Genomic DNA, 18813 nt, shown 5'->3' with positions numbered 1-18813 from the left:
TAAAACAGGCCTTAATCAGGACGATGATAGGTCAGGTTTTACTGAACTATCGTCAAAGCGCTTTAAGCTGCTTTGCGGCTTAAAGCGTCCTGTTTTAAACAACAAAATTTAGGAATGCAAGAAATCATGGCTCGTAAAACCCCAATTTCTCGTTATCGCAATATTGGTATTTCTGCTCACATCGATGCTGGTAAAACCACCACTTCAGAACGCATATTGTTCTACACAGGTGTATCTCACAAAATTGGTGAAGTACATGATGGTGCAGCGACAATGGACTGGATGGAACAAGAGCAAGAACGTGGTATTACCATTACTTCTGCTGCTACCACTTGTTTCTGGTCTGGTATGGGTAAACAATTCCCAGAACACCGTATTAACGTAATTGACACCCCAGGACACGTTGACTTCACGATTGAAGTTGAGCGTTCTATGCGTGTTCTTGACGGTGCGTGCATGGTTTACTGTGCTGTAGGTGGTGTTCAACCGCAGTCAGAAACTGTATGGCGTCAAGCAAATAAATATAAAGTGCCTCGTTTAGCATTCGTGAACAAGATGGACCGTACTGGTGCCAACTTCTTCCGTGTTGTTGAGCAAATGAAGACACGTCTTGGTGCAAGTCCTGTACCAATTGTTATACCAATTGGTGCTGAAGATAATTTCCAAGGTGTTGTTGACCTTGTTGAAATGAAAGCAATCATTTGGGATGAAGCGTCTCAAGGTATGGAATTTGAATATCAAGATATTCCTGCAGATCTTCAAGAGCTTGCTGAAGAATGGCGTACCAACATGGTTGAAGCTGCGGCTGAAGCTAATGAAGAGTTGATGGATGAATACCTAAATACTGGCGAATTGTCGAAAGAACAAATCGTTGCTGGTATTCGTGCACGTACATTGGCTTGTGATATTCAGCCAATGTTATGTGGTACAGCGTTCAAAAATAAAGGTGTTCAACGTATGTTGGATGCTGTAATTGAATTCTTGCCATCGCCTACTGAAGTTAAAGCAATCGAAGGTATTCTTGACGATAAAGCTGAAACTCGCGCGATTCGTGAAGCATCTGACGAAGCTCCGTTCTCTGCACTTGCATTCAAAATTATGAATGACAAATTTGTAGGTAACTTGACTTTCGTACGTGTTTATTCTGGTGTCCTTAAACAAGGCGATCCAGTATATAACCCAGTTAAGTCTAAACGTGAACGTATTGGTCGTATCGTACAAATGCACGCCAATGATCGCCAAGACGTTGAAGAAATTCGCGCTGGTGATATCGCGGCATGTGTAGGTCTTAAAGACGTTTCAACTGGTGATACACTGTGTGATGAGAAAAACATCATTACACTAGAGCGTATGGAATTCCCAGAGCCAGTAATTTCTTTAGCTGTAGAGCCTAAGACAAAAGCTGACCAAGAAAAAATGTCTATCGCGCTTGGTCGTTTGGCAAAAGAAGATCCATCGTTCCGTGTTCGCACAGACGAAGAATCTGGTCAGACTATTATTGCGGGTATGGGTGAGCTTCACCTTGATATTCTTGTTGACCGTATGAAACGTGAGTTTGGCGTTGAAGCAAACATTGGTAAACCAATGGTTGCTTACCGCGAAACAATCAAAAAGACTGTTGAGCAAGAAGGCAAATTCGTACGTCAAACCGGTGGTAAAGGTAAATTCGGTCATGTATATGTTCGTTTAGAGCCTATGGATGTTGAAGAAGCTGGTAAAGAATATCTATTCGTTGAAGAAGTTGTAGGTGGTGTTGTACCTAAAGAATTCTTCGGTGCGGTTGATAAAGGTATTCAAGAACGTATGAAAAATGGTGTCTTGGCTGGTTACCCAATCGTGGGTATTAAAGCGACATTATTTGATGGTTCTTACCATGACGTGGATTCTGATGAATTGTCGTTCAAAATGGCTGGTTCGTATGCATTCCGTGATGGTTTCATGAAAGCAGATCCAATCTTGCTTGAACCAATCATGAAAGTTGAAGTTGAAACTCCAGAAGATTACATGGGTGATATCATGGGCGATTTAAGTCGTCGTCGTGGTATGGTTCAGGGTATGGAAGACTTACCTGGTGGTACTAAAGCGATTAAAGCTGAAGTTCCATTGGCAGAGATGTTTGGTTACGCAACTTCTATGCGTTCTATGTCTCAAGGTCGTGCGACCTACTCTATGGAATTTGCGAAGTATGCTGAAACTCCACGTAACGTGGCTGAAGGCATCATTTCTAAGTTCCAAACTGGTGGTAAAAGAGGTGACGACGAGTAATCTTTCGATTACTATTAGTCCAAACTAATTCATAGTTAAAAACCAAGTGCTCATGGGGAGACCCATGAGTAGTTTAAAAAGGAAGCTCTCATGGCTAAGGCTAAGTTTGAACGTAATAAGCCACACGTAAACGTGGGTACAATTGGTCACGTCGACCATGGTAAAACAACTTTAACAGCTGCAATTGCAACTGTATGTGCAAAACAATTCGGCGGCGAAGCGAAAGACTACGCGGCAATTGACTCTGCACCAGAAGAAAAAGCACGTGGTATTACCATTAATACTTCACACGTAGAATACGACTCTCCAGCTCGTCACTACGCGCACGTCGACTGCCCAGGTCACGCCGATTATGTTAAAAACATGATCACTGGTGCGGCGCAAATGGATGGTGCAATCCTTGTATGTGCAGCGACCGATGGTCCTATGCCACAAACTCGTGAACACATCCTGTTGTCTCGTCAGGTTGGTGTACCTTACATCATCGTATTCTTAAACAAATGCGACCTTGTTGATGACGAAGAATTGCTTGAATTGGTAGAAATGGAAGTTCGTGAACTTCTTTCTACTTATGACTTCCCTGGTGATGATACTCCAATCATCCGTGGTTCAGCGCTTGCTGCACTTAACGGTGACGAAGGTCAATATGGCGTTCCTGCAGTTCTTGCTCTTGTTGAAGCGCTAGATACTTACATTCCACAACCAGAACGTGCAATCGATAAAGCATTCCTAATGCCAATCGAAGATGTATTCTCTATCTCTGGTCGTGGTACGGTTGTAACAGGTCGTGTTGAATCTGGTATCGTTAAAGTTGGCGAATCAGTTGAAATCGTTGGTATTAAAGATACAGTTGTAACAACTGTAACTGGCGTAGAAATGTTCCGTAAATTGCTTGACGAAGGTCGTGCTGGCGAGAACTGTGGTGTTTTACTACGTGGTACTAAACGTGAAGACGTTCAACGTGGTCAAGTACTTGCTAAACCAGGTACAATCAAACCGCATACTAAATTCGATGCTGAAGTATATGTACTTTCAAAAGAAGAGGGTGGTCGTCATACACCATTCCTTAACGGCTATCGTCCACAATTCTATTTCCGTACCACTGACGTAACTGGCGCAATCCAATTACAAGAAGGTACTGAAATGGTTATGCCTGGTGACAACGTTGAGATGTCAGTTGAGCTTATTCACCCAATCGCAATGGACCCAGGTCTACGTTTTGCGATCCGTGAAGGCGGCCGTACAGTTGGTGCTGGTGTTGTTGCTAAAGTAACACTATAATCCGTTCTGTATAAAAAAAGCGCTCCTTTAGGAGCGCTTTTTTTATGTCAATCAATCACTTCGTTGTTTTCTGAGCTATTCATTACCCCTAGAGTTTAAGCCAATACATTTAACATATTTCTACTTTTGTTTAATCGTTATGTTCGATTTTTATCCTCTTGGCGTCATATCTATTAATTGCATAGAACCAAGATTTATTTTTTAAATCAGCTATAAGCAAAGAACATCAATATTGTCTGCTTTTTTACTCGATTTTTTATCTAAAGTTCCTATAATGCCATCTTTCTGTTATTTAAAAGATGAACGAAGATGATTCGTTTGATGCAAAAAGCGGATGTGAATTCCATCACGCAAATTGAGCAATTGGTACAAAGCCATCCGTGGACAGCCAAACAGTTTGAAGAATCGATAGCTTCTTATGTGGCTACAGTGGTGGAGCAGCAAGGGCAGGTGGTGGGCTTTTGTATCTTGCAGCCGGTACTCGATGAAGCCAATTTATTGTTAATGGCGATTCATCCGAGTCAACAAGGTAAGGGACTGGGCTATCAATTGCTTGAAAGCTCGATTGCTTTATTAAAAAATAATCCACTGCAAATTTTTTTAGAAGTCCGAGAAAGTAATCAAGCCGCCATCGCCTTATATGAAAAATCAGGCTTCCATCAAATTGATTTACGCAAAAATTACTATCCTAAGCCGGATGGTTCTCGTGAGCATGCCATTATTATGGTGAAATCCTGTAGTGATGATTTTTCCTTACTGTTTAAAGCATAAGCACCGCATCATTTAATAATTGGGTTATTCCATCCAGAGGGCAAGGTGCTCATCAGTGAGTTTCCCAATTGTTGAATTTCTTCTGCGTTTAACATTCTGTTTAAGCGTCGCCATTGCCCATCAATCAGTAACTCTAACGGAACATATTGCGACTTATAGTTCATTTTAGGCGAATGCGGTACCCAATACCCCAAATAGACGTATGGCAAGCCAAGACTTTGGGCATGTTCAATTTGTTTCAGTACGGCAAAGATGCCTAGTGAGCGTCGACTTTCATCTGGATCAAAAAAAGTATACACCGCAGAGACACCATCATCTAAGGGGTCACAACTGGAGACACAAATCAGTTTATCGTCTTTCCAAAACTCGAGAAAAAAACTCTCTGTACAGCTATGCACTAAAAATTTTTCAAATTGATCTAAACTGGGTGGAAACATATCGCCATCGGCATGACGTTCAGAGATATAGCGTTCGTATAGTGCATAATGCACACTTTCTAACGCATCTTGGGTACGGGTGATTTTAATGCTTAAGTCTTGATTGCGTTTCCATGCCTTTTTTTGCACGCTGTTCATTTGAAATTCAGCCACCGGAACACGGCAGGATAAGCATTGACGGCATAAATGACATTCAGGCCGATAGACAAAATCGCCACTGCGACGAAAGCCCACTCGTGACAGCTCTGATAAGCTTAATACATCAATGCGATGTGCAGGATCTAAAAAGACCATACGTGCAGATTTATTTTCAAGATAGCTGCAACTGTGCGGCGGCGTAATATAATACTGTAAATCGTTCAATAGGGACGTTGGGTGATATGAGTTCATAACTAGCTCCCTGTTTTATTGTCATTCAATTAGTCGCGCGTGTTGCGCTATTGTTTTACTTGAAAATACACTGTCCTGATATTTTTTCCAATCGATAACAGGCTGTTTAATCATATCTTGTAACGAATTAAGATACGCTTGCCGAGAAACTGTACAAGCCCCCAAACTTAATAGATGCTCATTGACCAATTGGCAGTCAATCCACGGTAAGTTATTTTCTTGTCCCAGTAACATCAGGGTATAAAATGCCATTTTTGATACATCAGTTTGGGTGCTAAACATCGATTCACCAAAACAACCTTTGCCAATCGTCACTCCGTATAAACCGCCAACAATTCGATCTTCATCCCATACTTCTACACTATAGCCATAGCCGGCTGCAAATAATTGGCAATATCCATCAATAATCTCTTCAGAAATCCACGTGTCTTCTGCATAACTTCGCGGCAGTGAGCAGCAGCGTATGACGTGCTCAAAAGCATGATTGATCGTAATTTTATAATCAAATTTTTTCATATTACGCACTAAGGATTTACTGGGGTGATAATCGTGCGGGCGGATAATGCAGCGTGGTTCAGGGCTCCACCAACAAATCGGTTCGCCTTCTGAGAACCAAGGAAATAAACCGTGGGTATAGGCTTCAAAAAGTGTAGCAGGAGAGAGATCCGCACCAATGCAAATCAGTCCTTGTTCGTCCGGATCGGCATCGATGGGATGAGGGAAAATAAATTCAGAAGGCGGGAGACTATGCATAAGATTCGACCTGAATAAAAAAGTACAAAATAATGGGGTTTATGGTTTTTATCATACAAAAAAACCGCCCTAAGCAAGGACGGTTTTTTGAGGTAATACTCTGATCAGATACTTTTAGAGGCTTAGACCATCTAGATATTTTTCAGCATCTAGCGCAGCCATACAGCCTGAACCGGCAGACGTGATGGCTTGACGATAAACGCTATCCGCAATATCGCCCGCGGCGAATACACCGGCAACAGAGGTAGCTGTTGCATTACCCGCTGTACCGCTATGCACTTGAATATAGCCTTCACGCAGGGTGAGTTGACCTTCAAACATGCCGCTATTGGGTTTATGACCAATCGCCACAAACAAACCTTGTACCTCAACATCTTGTGTTGCGCCATCGGTGGTTGATTTTAAACGTACAGCGGTAACGCCCGTTTGATCGCCTAGAACTTCATCGACTTGATTGTTCCAAAGAATGCTAATTTTGCCTTCTTTTTGTTTCTCAAACAGTTGGTCTTGTAAGATTTTCTCTGAACGTAACGCTTCACGGCGATGTACCAAAGTCACATGAGAGGCAATATTGGATAAATACAGCGCTTCTTCAACCGCAGTATTACCTCCACCGACCACCATGACTTTTTGGTTTTTATAGAAAAAGCCATCACAGGTGGCACATGCGCTCACGCCTTGCCCCATAAATTTCGCTTCAGATTCTAAACCTAAATATTGCGCAGTTGCACCCGTGGCAATGATCAGGGCATCACAAGTGAATTCTTCCATATCGCCTTTGAGCACGAAAGGGCGAACCGTTAAATCCACTTCATTAATGTGATCATACACAAGTTCAGTACCAAAACGTTCGGCATGGGCTTGCATACGTTCCATGAGGGCAGGGCCTGTTAGACCTTCAGGATCACCCGGCCAGTTGTCGACTTCATTGGTGGTGGTCAACTGACCGCCCATCTGTAAACCCGCAATGAGCATTGGTTTTAAGTTGGCACGTGCAGCGTAGACTGCTGCGCTATAACCTGCTGGACCTGAACCTAAAATAATCAAACGTGAGTGACGAGCGCTCATTCGCGGCATCCTTTTTTATTTAGAAATTTATCAAATTATACGTGAAACTTGTTCACAGTTGTGTGGCTTCGATGTCGATATTATTGATCATGAACATCGTTTTACGCTATATACAATAAAGCGGCTGTACGCGATACTCAATTGCTTCAGGCTGCTGTTAGCCGCCTATACATAATATTGCATCTTTTTTCTTTCAACAGGTGCATAATATCGCGTTTAATTGTGAAACTATTTTGTCTTAGTTTCTTACAAAAACATGAATGAAAAATTAGCTACAGGACAGTATATGACTGCGGTGTCGAGTGCTTATGCACAGCGCTTAATAATGACATTATTTTTAGTCTCATTTGGAATATATTTATTCCTAGCAACAGTGACTTATACCCCTTTTGATCCGGGCTGGATGCATATTTCCAGTGATACCCAACAGGTATCAAATGCCAGCGGGGTAGCAGGCGCTTGGATAGCAGACTTATTATTCGGTTTCTTAGGCTGGGCAAGCTTGCTCATTCCAATTTTTTTATTCGTTGAAGCTATTCAGGTCTGGTGGCCGTATAGTTTTTTGAATAAACCCTTTCGCTATGCGGCGCAATTTTTTATTTTATTGGCCACAGCCAGCCTATTGTATTTGTTCTGGCAAGTGCCAGCAGATACCTTAGACAATGCCTCTGGCGGTATTATTGGCTATGAGCTAGGTGAAAGTTTATCGCAGATTTTGACCATTTATGGCGCAACACTATTTTTGGTGGTGTTCTGGTGGATACTGTTTACCTTGGCGTTTGGAATAAAATGGAACAAAACGTGGGCCACGCTTAAAGCGACACCTGCCTATTTACAAGATTTATTTTATAAGAATGTACCAGAGACCGAGTCGGCATTTGATCGCAGCAGTCCTGAAGTAAAAAAACCACTAACTCCTGTGCAGAAAATAGTATCAGAGCCTGTTGCAGCAATAGCACAGCATGAAGCGCCAATCCGTTCTAGCGTGGCTCAAGATCAAGCCGCAGAGCGCTTATTTAACGATATGCTGGAAAAAGAGCAATATGCCGAACCAGAATATGAAGCAGTGCAGCAAATGGATACTGAAGATGAAGTTGAATTTGAGCAGGTGTTAGAAAAAGCCCATCGCTTAGAAAAAAACACCCAAAATGCTGTGACCACCGGTGAAGTGTGGCGCGCATTGCATTCAGATCCTGAGCAAAATCATAAACAAGATATTGAGGCTTTATTAAAAGCAGCAGAAGAGTCTACACCGCAAACGCCCACTGAGCATCTTAAACACTTTGTGCATGAGCAACCTCCGACTGAGGTGCTTGCTCATCAGCACTCTGTGGATTGGGATGATGATCAAATTTTTGATGAGTTACTTGCCGCGGTTCCCAATAGCAAAACAGCGACCGATATTCATACGCCGTTTAATCCACAGTCGATTGAACCTGTACCGACTGCCGTGCTAGAAAAAGTAGTAATTGCACCGGCTGCACCAATAATTTCAACACCGTTAAATCACACTATTCAAAATAATGACTTAGCCGATGAGCTGGATCAACTGGAAGATTTGTTGGTCGATGTGGATGATGTGGTCGCACCCGAGCCTGTAGTTGCGCGCACCACCAGCAGTTATGCACAGTCCTCAGCTTTAGTGAACCGCGATATTCAAACCCATCTTCAGCCGACTATAATCTCAGCTGATGAAAAAGCGCTCATTTCCTCCAATAAAGATGTGTTTCGTGAAGTGTGGCAAGAAACGGCTGGCAAGCCCGTGGAAGAGCAAAAAGACGAAGATGATGATTTTGATTTAGATGCACCATTGACGGATGCTATGGGGCGTCCAATGTCACTGGCTATGCAAGTGGCGCAAAAACGTCGTGATCTGTCTACCTTACCTGGGCTTGAGTTACTCGATGCCGTCGATTTGAATAAAAAAGTCAACTTCACCGAAGAGCAATTGTCGCGTCTGTCTGAATTGCTGGAAATTAAACTACAAGAATTTAATGTAAAAGCCAAAGTGATAGAAGCACAGCCGGGGCCAGTGGTGACGCGTTTTGAATTAGATTTAGCCCCAGGAGTTAAAGCCTCTAAAGTCACCAATATTTCACGCGATTTAGCACGTTCGATGTCCATGGCGTCAGTACGTGTGGTGGAAGTAATTCCGGGTAAACCCTATATCGGGATTGAAGTACCGAACACTGCGCGTGAAATGGTTCGTCTGATTGAGCTTCTTGAAACGCCAACGTATCGCGATCCAAATGGTCTGATCACCATGGCAATGGGTAAAGATATTTCGGGTAATCCCGTGTTGACCGATTTGGCAAAAGCGCCGCATATGTTGGTTGCAGGCACCACCGGATCGGGTAAGTCGGTGGCGGTTAACGCCATGATTTTATCAATGCTGTTAAAATATACCCCAAATCAACTACGTTTAATTTTGATTGACCCCAAACAGCTTGAATTGGCCAACTACAACGATATTCCGCATTTGTTAACACCTGTAGTCACGGACATGAAAGATGCCGTGAATGCGCTCAATTGGTGTGTGAATGAGATGGAACGTCGTTATAAGCTGATGTCCTACTTAAAAATTCGTAAGCTGAGCGATTATAACCGCAAGGTGGATGAAGCCATTGCCAATGGGGAAGATCTGATTGATCCGACGTGGAAACCGAGTGATTCCGCCACCCAAGAGCGTGCACCACGTTTAACCGCATTGCCTTCAATTGTGATTGTCGCGGATGAATTTGCCGATATGATCATGCAGGTGGGTAAAAAAGCTGAAGAGATGATTACCCGTTTGGCACAAAAATCACGTGCTGCCGGTATTCACTTATTATTGGCGACTCAGCGTCCATCGGTGGATGTGATTACTGGGTTGATTAAAGCCAATATTCCGACCCGTGTGGCCTTACGTGTCAACAGTAAAATTGACTCACGGACTATTTTAGATGCCAGTGGTGCAGAAGATCTGTTGGGTCATGGCGATATGCTATTTTTAGGCCCAGGTAAAATTGAGCCAGAACGTGTGCATGGTGCATTTATTTCAGATGATGAAGTGAACAATATTTGTGATGCATGGCGTGAACGCGCTGCGCCGAACTACGTCGATGAGATTTTAACGCCGTATGATGAAGAACCGACTTCGCGTGGCTTTGAAGATGGTGATGCTGCTTCTGAGCGAGATGCCTTATATGATCAATGTGTATCGTTTGTTCTAGAAACACGCAAAGCGTCTACTTCATCGTTACAACGCAAATTCAGTTTGGGCTATAACCGTGCTGCACGGATTATTGATCAAATGGAAGAAAATGGGATTGTCAGTGCCATGGGCGGTAATGGTAAACGCGAAATTCTGGTTTAAATTTTAAAGTCATAAAAAAACCTGCACTGTGCAGGTTTTTTTATGACTGAATTTTAATAGACTTATTTGAACGCACTCAAAGCAGATGAGATCATACAAAATAATAGTAAACCCAGTCATCTAGATGCTGTTGAAGCGTAAGAAACCGGATGTTGATATCAATTGGCCGGCTTTTTAGGCTCAGTATTAAGCAAATTTAGCCAAAATTGCTAAAAAGCCTTCACTTTGGCGTGGATACTCAGCAATAATATCGTGAATCCGCTGACCTTGTGTATTGGTGGCGTTTAGATCACGGCCATCAGCAACGAATTGGCTCAGTAGACGTTCATAGTCAGTCGGACGCATATGTTTAAATGCATGATACAACACATGAAAGTCTGCATTGACTCCTGCAGGCGGTAGTTGGGTTAAATAGGCAAATACACGTGCATCGGACCATTCTTCATTGAATGTGGCTGGCTGAGATAATGCCATCGCAATCTCCTTAATAATCAATAAATAAAAAAGGCAAAATAACTGCCGCTATTTTGCCTTGAATCAATTTACTTAACTAATCAGAATTCAGATTATCGCTCTTCAGGTAAATTGATATTCATTTCTAACATTTCAAGATTGGCTTCAGAACGCACGGACATTTGAATGTGTTGCTCATCTACGCCGCGAACATAGCGATTGACCACTTGCATGATCTCTAGCTTCATTTGATCAATCTTATCTTGGCTCAGGCGTTTACCTAAACCTTGTTCTGAGGCAACAATAACTTTTAAGCGATCTTTGGCTGTCTGAGCGCTTGTCGGTTTTTCATCATTGCTGAATATTTTACTCCAAAATCCTGCCATGTTTACGCTCCAAATAATCGTGCTAACCAACCTTTAGGTTTTACCGTAATATGACGGTAAGGGCGATCTTCGCCTAAGAAACGTGCCACTAAATCATCGTAGGCTTGACCTGCGGCAGTGTCTTGAAAAAGAATCACCGGCTTACCTTCATTCGATGCTTGCAACACAATTTCACATTCAGGAATCACACCCAAAGTAGGAACACGTAAAATATCTTTCGAAATATCGTCGATGGTCAGCATTTCTTGCTTATCCGCGCGTTCAGGATTGAAGCGTGTAATGCATAAATGCTTACGGATACGACCTTCGTTTTGTTCTACTTTTTTAGTTTTGCTGTCTAACATCCCAATAATACGATCGGAGTCACGTACTGAAGAGATTTCAGGATTGGTGACAATAATCGCTTCATCCGCATGATACATCGCAAGGATCGCACCGCGCTCAATACCGGCAGGTGAATCACAAATAATGTAATCGAACTCTTGTGATAGTTCATCCATAATCCGAGCAACGCCTTCATCAGTCAAGGCGTCTTTATCACGGGTTTGCGATGCAGGTAAAATGTATAAATTTTCAATATCTTTATCGCGAATAAGCGCTTGTTGAAGTCGAGCTTCATTATTGAGTACATTTACAAAATCATAAACAACGCGACGTTCACAACCCATAATTAAATCAAGGTTACGTAAGCCTACGTCAAAATCGATCACAACAGTTTTGTGGCCGCGAAGGGCTAAACCTGTTGCAAAAGATGCGCTTGTGGTCGTTTTACCTACGCCGCCTTTGCCTGATGTTACGACAACAATTTTCGCCACCGATTCCGCTCCTGTTATGGTTTAAATCCCCTATTAGATATGGGGCTTTTGGTGTTTATTTATACATCAAAATTCGAGAACTTCAAAGACCAGTTCTTGCTGATTATTCAAGTAAATGTGTACAGACTTTTTCAGTACATGTGGTGGAATATCATCTGCGACACAATAAGTGCCGGCAATAGAGACCAGTTCAGCTTCTAAAGAATGACAGAAAATGCGTGCTGCATTGTCCCCACCTAAACCGGCAATGACTCTACCACGGACGCTACCATAAATATGTATATTTCCTGAAGCAATTACTTCTGAGCCGCTATTGATTCCGGCATTTAAAATGATGTCGCCGTGATCTTGCACTAAGCATTGACCCGTACGTAAAATTTCATTGTGATAAGAGGTCACATGACTGATGGTTCGGCTCGGTTTTGCCTCATCTGGCGTAGCATTTTTCGCTGTGTCCTCAGTAGATTCTGCAGGTAATTCCAGCACTTGTTCATGCGTGGCTTTAATGCGCTGTAAAGGTTGCTTATCTGTTGGGAAAATAGGGAATTGAATGGCACGTGCTTGATTGCTCAGAATGCCGTCAATTACGCCAACGGGCTGTAAATCAAGACTGGCCAGCAATTGAATCAGTGCAATTAACTCTTGCTCTACCATACTATCAATAATGACTAAGGTGCCGTAAGCGGCTGTACCTTGAAGCATTTGAGTCAATTTTTGGCGGATTGCGTGCTGGTCATTGGTGTCTAATGTTAAGCGGGTTAAATTAAACATTCTGCCCGTAATCCGTATATCTGCCATAATTATTCCTTAAAACTTCTGTGCTCTTTTCAGTCAGATCGAAGTCGTGGTGTAAATCGAAGTAAAATTTTAAATAAAACAAATGCTAGAACAAATTGCAGCTTTTCTCTAGCGCTGCTTTAACTATTTTTCGTCAATAGGGTGGATTCCACCTGATCATGCTGATCGAGGAGCTGCTGCCATTGTTTCACTTTCACCTGTTGGCGCACGGCCTCAAGACTATCAAATACCGCAGACACCACTAATTTTTCCACATGTGGATTTTTCTCAATCGCAATTTGGCTGACCTTCTGTGCAATTTCACTGTAAAGCGGATTTTTAGCTGCAGTATTATTTTGAGCAAAGGGCTGAATTAAACCTTGGGTAATATTTTCTCCCAAGCGCTGCCCAATACTCTGAATTTGCTGTTCTATACGTGCGCCGACCAAGGGAATTAGGCGTAACAATTGCGTCAGCTCCGGTGTGTCTTCAATGGCTTGATTGACAATATTACCGACATTTTTAGCAATATTGATGCGTTGTGCCTGTAATTCTTTGCCCAAAGATTCTTGTAAAATATCTGCCAAAGCGCGAGCAAACATTTCACGGTGATGATCCACCAAATCCTCAATGAGTTTTCGATGCGTGTTACTGGTTAATAATTCACGTTTTACGCCATCTAAAACGGTAATCACAATACGGCTGGTCAGTTCTTCCAGCACCATGTGATAGTAAAAATTGGCACGTTGATACCATAAATCTGGAATGACTTTATAGCCATGTTGATACAGTTTATAGGCAATAGAGCCAGCACGTAAAAGCCGTAAAAAACGTAGCTGCGGAATGACGGATAAAATTTCATACCAATGAATAAAGGGAAAGAAAAACCAACGCCGATGATGCTGTCCCAAAATGGCAATAATCCAGCGCAGGATTAATTCAATAATTAGAAAACTGGTGAACCAACTTTCTGTAATAATCACCCATGGACGCAATGCAGTACGATAAAACTGTAATAGCTCAGGCAGATGAATAAAGTCAAATAACCAACCGCCAAAATCACTCATTAATACGGCATTGGCACTTAAGCAAAACAAGTTGATGACGATTAAGACCATCATAAAAATGTCATAACCCAGTCCAACTTTCCAGCCCCACGAGCCTTTTGTTAAAAAACCAAAGCGAAATTGATTTATTTTTTCATCTTGCTTCATTGTCTTCCTTAGCTATTGGTCCATTTTCGGCAAAATTTTGTTTCATGCGCTGAATCAGTTGATCTTTTTCAGTCCACAATGCATCGACCCACTGTTGAAAACGCTCACGGTATTCAGGGTCTTCTTCATAATTGCCGCCTAAGACCCAATCGGGGATCTCAATTTTACGCACATCGATGGCAATGCGCTGTACATTGCCTAACCAAAAATCATCATAATCGGGCGCGCCATCAGGATAGACAATGGTCATGTCCACCAAAGCGTCAATTTTATCGCCTAGAATATTTAAGGCTAATGCCAAACCACCGGCTTTTGGCTTTAATAAGTGTTGATAAGGGGAGTTTTGCTTGGCATGTTTTTCTGGGCTAAAACGTGTGCCCTCCAAATAATTCAGTAAAGTAAACGGCTGACTTAGCAATTGCTCACAGGCTTTACGTGATTCTTCTAAATCACGTTTTTTAAGCATTGGATTGGCGGCTATTTGTTGTTTTGTATGTCGCTTCATCATAGGGAAGCCTAAAATTTTAAAGGCTTGCCCAACAAATGGAATAAAGATCAGTTCCCATTTGGTAAAGAAGCGTGTCAGCGGCATACGCGTTAAACCGAAATATTGATTCACCGTGGTATCGACCCAGCTTTGATGATTACACATCATCAAATAACGCCCTTGCATGCTTAGATCTAAATGTTCATCAATACTGATCTGCCATTTTAGCTCAGGTAAAACATGATCAATCAACCAATTGTTCACTCCCAACCAACTGTTGGTAATGTGAATATTGGTTTCATCAACTTTACGTGATTTTTTAATCAGTTTAGTCAGGCCAAGTGCCAAAACCGGTGGACCGTGAAAAAAAGTACTTCCTGTAATGACTGAACCAACAGCGAGTGCTCGAGATATTTTTTTTAATAGCGGCTGTTTCTTAGATTGCGATGACATATAAAAACGGTCCTGAGATGAAGTCGTCTAATTTTTTCTTGTCTGTTAATATAAGTCTATCGGTTGAAATAAAAAAGTAATTCCTTTAACTGTGAAGGAATTATGCGGAACTGCTGAGTTACACATACAAAAACTATTACAAAATGTCAAATATGTTTATATTATTTACAAAAAATCAATGGTATGCCTGCGTTCTTTACTTCATGATTCGAACATACAACAAAACACAAAAAGGAGTCATGCAATGCGTGCACTAGCAATTTCAGCAGTAGTCGGGGCAATGGTATTATCAGGTTGTTCAACCACAGGTAATAACTTAGGCGGCGTAGAATACGACAAAACTGCCATTGGCGCACTTGTAGGTGCTGCTGCGGGTTATGGTATTTCTAAAGGCAGTGCAAATAGCAGCGCACAAAACAACCGCGCAGCAGCACTTGGTGCTGTATTGGGTGGTGCAACGGGTGTCTATCTCGATAATAAAGAGAAAAAACTTCGTCAACAATTGCAAGGTACTGGTGTAGATGTAAACCGTAATCCAGATGGTTCGGTAGGTCTGGTTATGCCAGGTAGCATTACTTTTGATACCAACAAATCAAATATCAAACCAAACTTTTATGCGACTTTGAATAAAGTTGCTCAAACCTTAACTGAAGATAACAAGAGCGGTATCTTGGTAACGGGTTATACCGATAGTACTGGTAATGATTCGATCAATATTCCATTGTCTCAAGCACGTGCACAATCTGTAGCAAGCTACCTCGCATCTCAAGGTGTTTCTACTTCACGTATTAATGCACAAGGTCAAGGTTCAGCCAACCCAATTGCAAGCAATGCAACTGCGGCGGGTCGTGAACAAAACCGTCGTGTAGAAATTAGCATCTACGCGATTCAATAAAGTCGATTGAATATAAAAAAACCACCGTCACGGTGGTTTTTTTACGAATGTCAAATTTGTATTTCAGGTTATGCAAGCTTGAGCAAGATGACTATAATCGAGCTCGAATTAAAACGAGGAAATACTATGTCGTCGGCAAGTCAACTCAATGACAAGCAACTTGAAGCCATGAAATATACTCAAGGGCCCTTGTTAGTACTTGCGGGGGCAGGTTCAGGTAAAACGTCGGTAATCACGCGAAAAGTAGCGCATTTAGTACAAAATTGCGGTATTCCAGCTTACCGTATTACCGCCATGACCTTTACCAATAAAGCTGCGCGTGAGATGAAAGAGCGGGTCTCTAAGTTATTGTCTCGTGAAGAATCCAAAGGGCTTTCAGTCTCTACCTTCCATACCTTTGGTTTAAATTTACTGCGTTTAGAATTAAAACACACACCGCTTAAAAATAACTTTTCTATTTTAGATGCCGATGACTGTAAGCGCATTTTAATGGATTTAATGCATCGCGATAATTTGTCTGGTGCAGAAAGCAAAGAATTGATTGCCAAAGCCATGCGTATGATTTCGGATTGGAAAAATGATCTGATCGCACCCGAGCAAGCACACACCACTTGTGAAACTACAGAAGATGTGCAGTTTGCCCATTTGTATCAACTATATGAGCGTAATCTACGGGCTTATAACGCTGTGGATTTTGATGATTTAATTGTTATGCCAACACGGTTATTGCAAGAAAATGCTGAAGTGCGCGATAAATGGCAGAATCGTGTGCGTTATTTGTTGGTCGATGAATATCAAGATACCAATACTGCGCAGTATATGTTGGTGAAGCTGTTGGTGGGTGTGATGGGGCAGTTCACTGCTGTAGGCGATGACGATCAATCGATTTATGCATGGCGCGGTGCAAAGCCTGAAAATATGGCCTTGTTAAAAGAAGATTTTCCCAATTTAAATGTGATTAAACTAGAACAAAACTACCGTTCGACCAGCCGTATTTTAAAGGCAGCCAATACTGTGATTGGTAATAATCCGCATTTGTTTGAGAAAAAGCTTTGGTCAGACAAAGGCCATGGTGAAATCATTCGTGTGATTACCTGCCGCAATGATGATGATGAAGCCGAACGCGTGGTTAAAGATGTGATTACGCATAAGCTGATGAATGGTAAAAGCTGGAAAGATTATGCAGTGTTATATCGGGGTAATTTTCAAGCACGAATCTTAGAAACCTATCTGCGTCAGATGCAAATTCCTTATAAATTATCGGGTGGGCAGTCGTTCTTTGGTCGTGCTGAAATTAAAGACTTGATGAGTTATTTAAGGATGATTATTAATCCTGAAGATGACAGTGCTTTTTTACGCATCATTAATACCCCTAAGCGTGCTATCGGCCCAGTTACACTGGAAAAATTAGGCTTATTTGCGCAAGAAAATCATTTGTCTTTATTAAGTGCCGCAGGCGATCAGCGCCTCACCATGGTGATTCCGAAAAAGGCCACCACGCAGTTGGCAGAATTTGCTGATTTTATTGGCACCTTTACCCGTAATTTGCTTGAAGATGATGAGCCCGTGCCGATTATTCGTCAAATGATGCATGAAGCCGGCTATATCGACTATATCAAAGAGCAAGCCGCCAGTCCTGCGCAGGAAAAAACCAAGCTGGATAATATTGAAGTGCTGTATAGCAGTATTCAAAGCTTGATTAATCGCGCTGAAGATGTTGATGATAAAAATATTGAAAGTGTGATTCGTAAAATGGTGCTGCTGGATATGTTAGAGCAGCAACAAGAAGAAGAGGATACCGATAAAGTCAATCTGCTGACGCTGCACGCCGCCAAAGGATTGGAATTTCCTTATGTCTATATGATTGGTTTAGAAGAAGAGTTACTGCCCCATAAAAACTCGATTGCAGCCGAAACGATTGAGGAAGAACGTCGGTTAATGTATGTGGGCATTACGCGTGCGCGCCAAGGTCTGACCTTAACGCTGGCTGAGCAGCGCAAGAATGGCGGACAGATGAAGCAAATGACGCCAAGTCGTTTTCTGGATGAATTACCTCAAGACGATTTAGATTGGCTGGGGCGTAAGAAAAAACTCGCCGGTAATATTGATCCAAAGTTGCAAGCACAGCATTATTTGGAAAATTTACGTGCGCTGATCAAGCGTTAAAATTTTATTTAAACTCACTCCCAAGGACAGAACACATGAAAGTTCAAGTCAAAGTAATCGACAGCCGTTTAGGCAAAGAATGGCCGATGCCAAGTTATGCAACAGCAGGTTCAGCAGGATTAGACTTACGCGCGTGCGTTGAGCAAGCCACTGTGATTGAAGCGGGTCAAACAGTATTGGTTAAAACTGGTCTTGCCATTTATGTCGAAGATCCTCAGTTTGCCGGTTTAATTTTGCCACGTTCAGGTTTGGGGCATAAACATGGCATCGTACTGGGTAACTTGGTGGGATTAATTGATTCTGATTATCAAGGTGAGCTGATGGTATCTGTTTGGAACCGTAGCCAAACTGCATTTACCTTAGAGCCGGGCGAGCGTTTGGCTCAATATGTGTTGGTTCCAGTGCTACAAGCTGAATTTGAACAGGTAGAAGAGTTTGTTGCCACTGAACGTGGTGCGGGCGGTTTCGGGCATACGGGTCAAAACTAAGTCAGCAATTTTGTTTTGCTCACATGAAATGCTGCTAAATAAGATTTTTCTTTTTAGCAGCATTTTATTGAATTAAACCGATCCTGCTTAACTGAGAAAAAGACTATATTCGCTCTATCTTCGATCGTATTGAAAAAGAGTTCAATACGCTGTCAATTCAGTTAAATGTCACTTTTTCATTGACATCCACTGCAATACAGAGCGTTGTGTTTTTAATAGACAGATTAAGGTTTTTGCTGTGATGGTTTGTATGAATGTATGCTTTAAAGCTTAAATTTGGTGGAAGGATAAACAAATAAAAACAAAAAAATTAGAGTCATTTACTGTTTTTTATTGATCCGCATATAAATGGTCTTTTT

16 protein-coding genes are annotated in these 18813 nt (G+C 41.9%); 7 read left to right on the top strand and 9 right to left on the bottom strand.

Annotated features, from left to right (window positions below; translation table 11 throughout):
- Positions 1-126: 126 nt before the first annotated feature.
- The 3 genes from fusA (at position 127) to rimI (ending at position 4317) form a co-directional block, all read left to right on the top strand.
- Positions 127-2265 carry an elongation factor G gene (fusA, locus tag SE27_RS11335; RefSeq protein ID WP_039623993.1) on the top strand — a complete coding sequence of 713 codons (2139 nt, stop codon included), beginning with the start codon at positions 127-129 and terminating at the stop codon, positions 2263-2265.
- Positions 2266-2355: 90 nt separating this feature from the next.
- Positions 2356-3546: an elongation factor Tu gene (tuf, locus tag SE27_RS11330; protein ID WP_039623490.1), complete on the top strand. Its 1191-nt coding sequence runs from the start codon at positions 2356-2358 to the stop codon at positions 3544-3546.
- Positions 3547-3855: 309 nt separating this feature from the next.
- Positions 3856-4317, top strand: a complete 462-nt coding sequence (gene rimI, locus SE27_RS11325; protein ID WP_039623488.1) for a ribosomal protein S18-alanine N-acetyltransferase — start codon at positions 3856-3858, stop codon at positions 4315-4317.
- 8 nt (positions 4318-4325) lie between these two features.
- Here the strand turns inward: rimI and SE27_RS11320 are convergent, their stop codons facing one another.
- The 3 genes from SE27_RS11320 to trxB all read right to left on the bottom strand — a co-directional run bounded on the left by SE27_RS11320 (position 4326) and on the right by trxB (position 6965).
- Positions 4326-5144 carry an arginyltransferase gene (locus SE27_RS11320; protein WP_039623486.1) on the bottom strand — a complete coding sequence of 273 codons (819 nt, stop codon included), beginning with the start codon at positions 5142-5144 and terminating at the stop codon, positions 4326-4328.
- 21 nt (positions 5145-5165) lie between these two features.
- A complete protein-coding gene (gene aat, locus SE27_RS11315) occupies positions 5166-5897 on the bottom strand; it encodes a leucyl/phenylalanyl-tRNA--protein transferase (protein WP_039623484.1) in 732 nt (243 codons plus the stop codon).
- 114 nt (positions 5898-6011) lie between these two features.
- Entirely contained in the window at positions 6012-6965 is a 954-nt protein-coding gene (gene trxB / locus SE27_RS11310) for a thioredoxin-disulfide reductase (RefSeq protein WP_039623482.1), read from the bottom strand.
- Between the two features lie 286 nt (positions 6966-7251).
- Between trxB and SE27_RS11305 the strand changes: the two genes are divergently transcribed.
- Positions 7252-10320: a DNA translocase FtsK gene (locus tag SE27_RS11305; protein WP_039623480.1), complete on the top strand. Its 3069-nt coding sequence runs from the start codon at positions 7252-7254 to the stop codon at positions 10318-10320.
- Between the two features lie 186 nt (positions 10321-10506).
- On the opposite strand, the gene SE27_RS11300 is transcribed toward SE27_RS11305, so the two are convergent.
- The 6 genes from SE27_RS11300 to SE27_RS11275 all read right to left on the bottom strand — a co-directional run bounded on the left by SE27_RS11300 (position 10507) and on the right by SE27_RS11275 (position 14905).
- Positions 10507-10794, bottom strand: a complete 288-nt coding sequence (locus SE27_RS11300; RefSeq protein WP_039623478.1) for a PA4642 family protein — start codon at positions 10792-10794, stop codon at positions 10507-10509.
- A 92-nt stretch (positions 10795-10886) separates the two neighbouring features.
- Positions 10887-11159, bottom strand: coding sequence for a cell division topological specificity factor MinE (gene minE, locus SE27_RS11295; RefSeq protein WP_039623476.1), 273 nt, complete (start codon positions 11157-11159; stop codon positions 10887-10889).
- A gap of 2 nt (positions 11160-11161) precedes the next feature.
- Positions 11162-11974: a septum site-determining protein MinD gene (gene minD / locus SE27_RS11290; RefSeq protein ID WP_039623474.1), complete on the bottom strand. Its 813-nt coding sequence runs from the start codon at positions 11972-11974 to the stop codon at positions 11162-11164.
- A 66-nt stretch (positions 11975-12040) separates the two neighbouring features.
- Positions 12041-12772 (bottom strand): septum site-determining protein MinC, encoded by a 732-nt coding sequence (gene minC / locus SE27_RS11285; RefSeq protein WP_039623473.1) that lies wholly within the window; start codon positions 12770-12772, stop codon positions 12041-12043.
- Between the two features lie 119 nt (positions 12773-12891).
- Complete coding sequence (locus tag SE27_RS11280; RefSeq protein WP_039623471.1) at positions 12892-13965, bottom strand: hypothetical protein; 1074 nt, start codon at positions 13963-13965, stop codon at positions 12892-12894.
- Positions 13952-14905, bottom strand: a complete 954-nt coding sequence (locus SE27_RS11275) for an acyltransferase (RefSeq protein ID WP_052251737.1) — start codon at positions 14903-14905, stop codon at positions 13952-13954. Before SE27_RS11275 ends, SE27_RS11280 begins: the two co-directional genes overlap by 14 nt.
- A 244-nt stretch (positions 14906-15149) precedes the next feature.
- Here SE27_RS11275 and SE27_RS11270 point away from each other — a divergent pair, with 244 nt between their 5' ends.
- From SE27_RS11270 to dut, 3 genes are all read left to right on the top strand, one after another.
- Entirely contained in the window at positions 15150-15800 is a 651-nt protein-coding gene (locus SE27_RS11270) for an OmpA family protein (protein ID WP_039623469.1), read from the top strand.
- Between the two features lie 126 nt (positions 15801-15926).
- Complete coding sequence (locus SE27_RS11265; protein WP_039623467.1) at positions 15927-17966, top strand: UvrD-helicase domain-containing protein; 2040 nt, start codon at positions 15927-15929, stop codon at positions 17964-17966.
- Positions 17967-18001: 35 nt separating this feature from the next.
- Entirely contained in the window at positions 18002-18454 is a 453-nt protein-coding gene (gene dut, locus SE27_RS11260) for a dUTP diphosphatase (RefSeq protein WP_039623464.1), read from the top strand.
- Positions 18455-18813: the final 359 nt, after the last annotated feature.

It is taken from the genome of Acinetobacter harbinensis (genome assembly GCF_000816495.1).
Classification (GTDB): Bacteria; Pseudomonadota; Gammaproteobacteria; order Pseudomonadales; family Moraxellaceae; genus Acinetobacter; species Acinetobacter harbinensis.
Note: the sequence above shows the minus strand (reverse complement) of the source record. Positions and strands in the feature narration are given on the sequence as shown.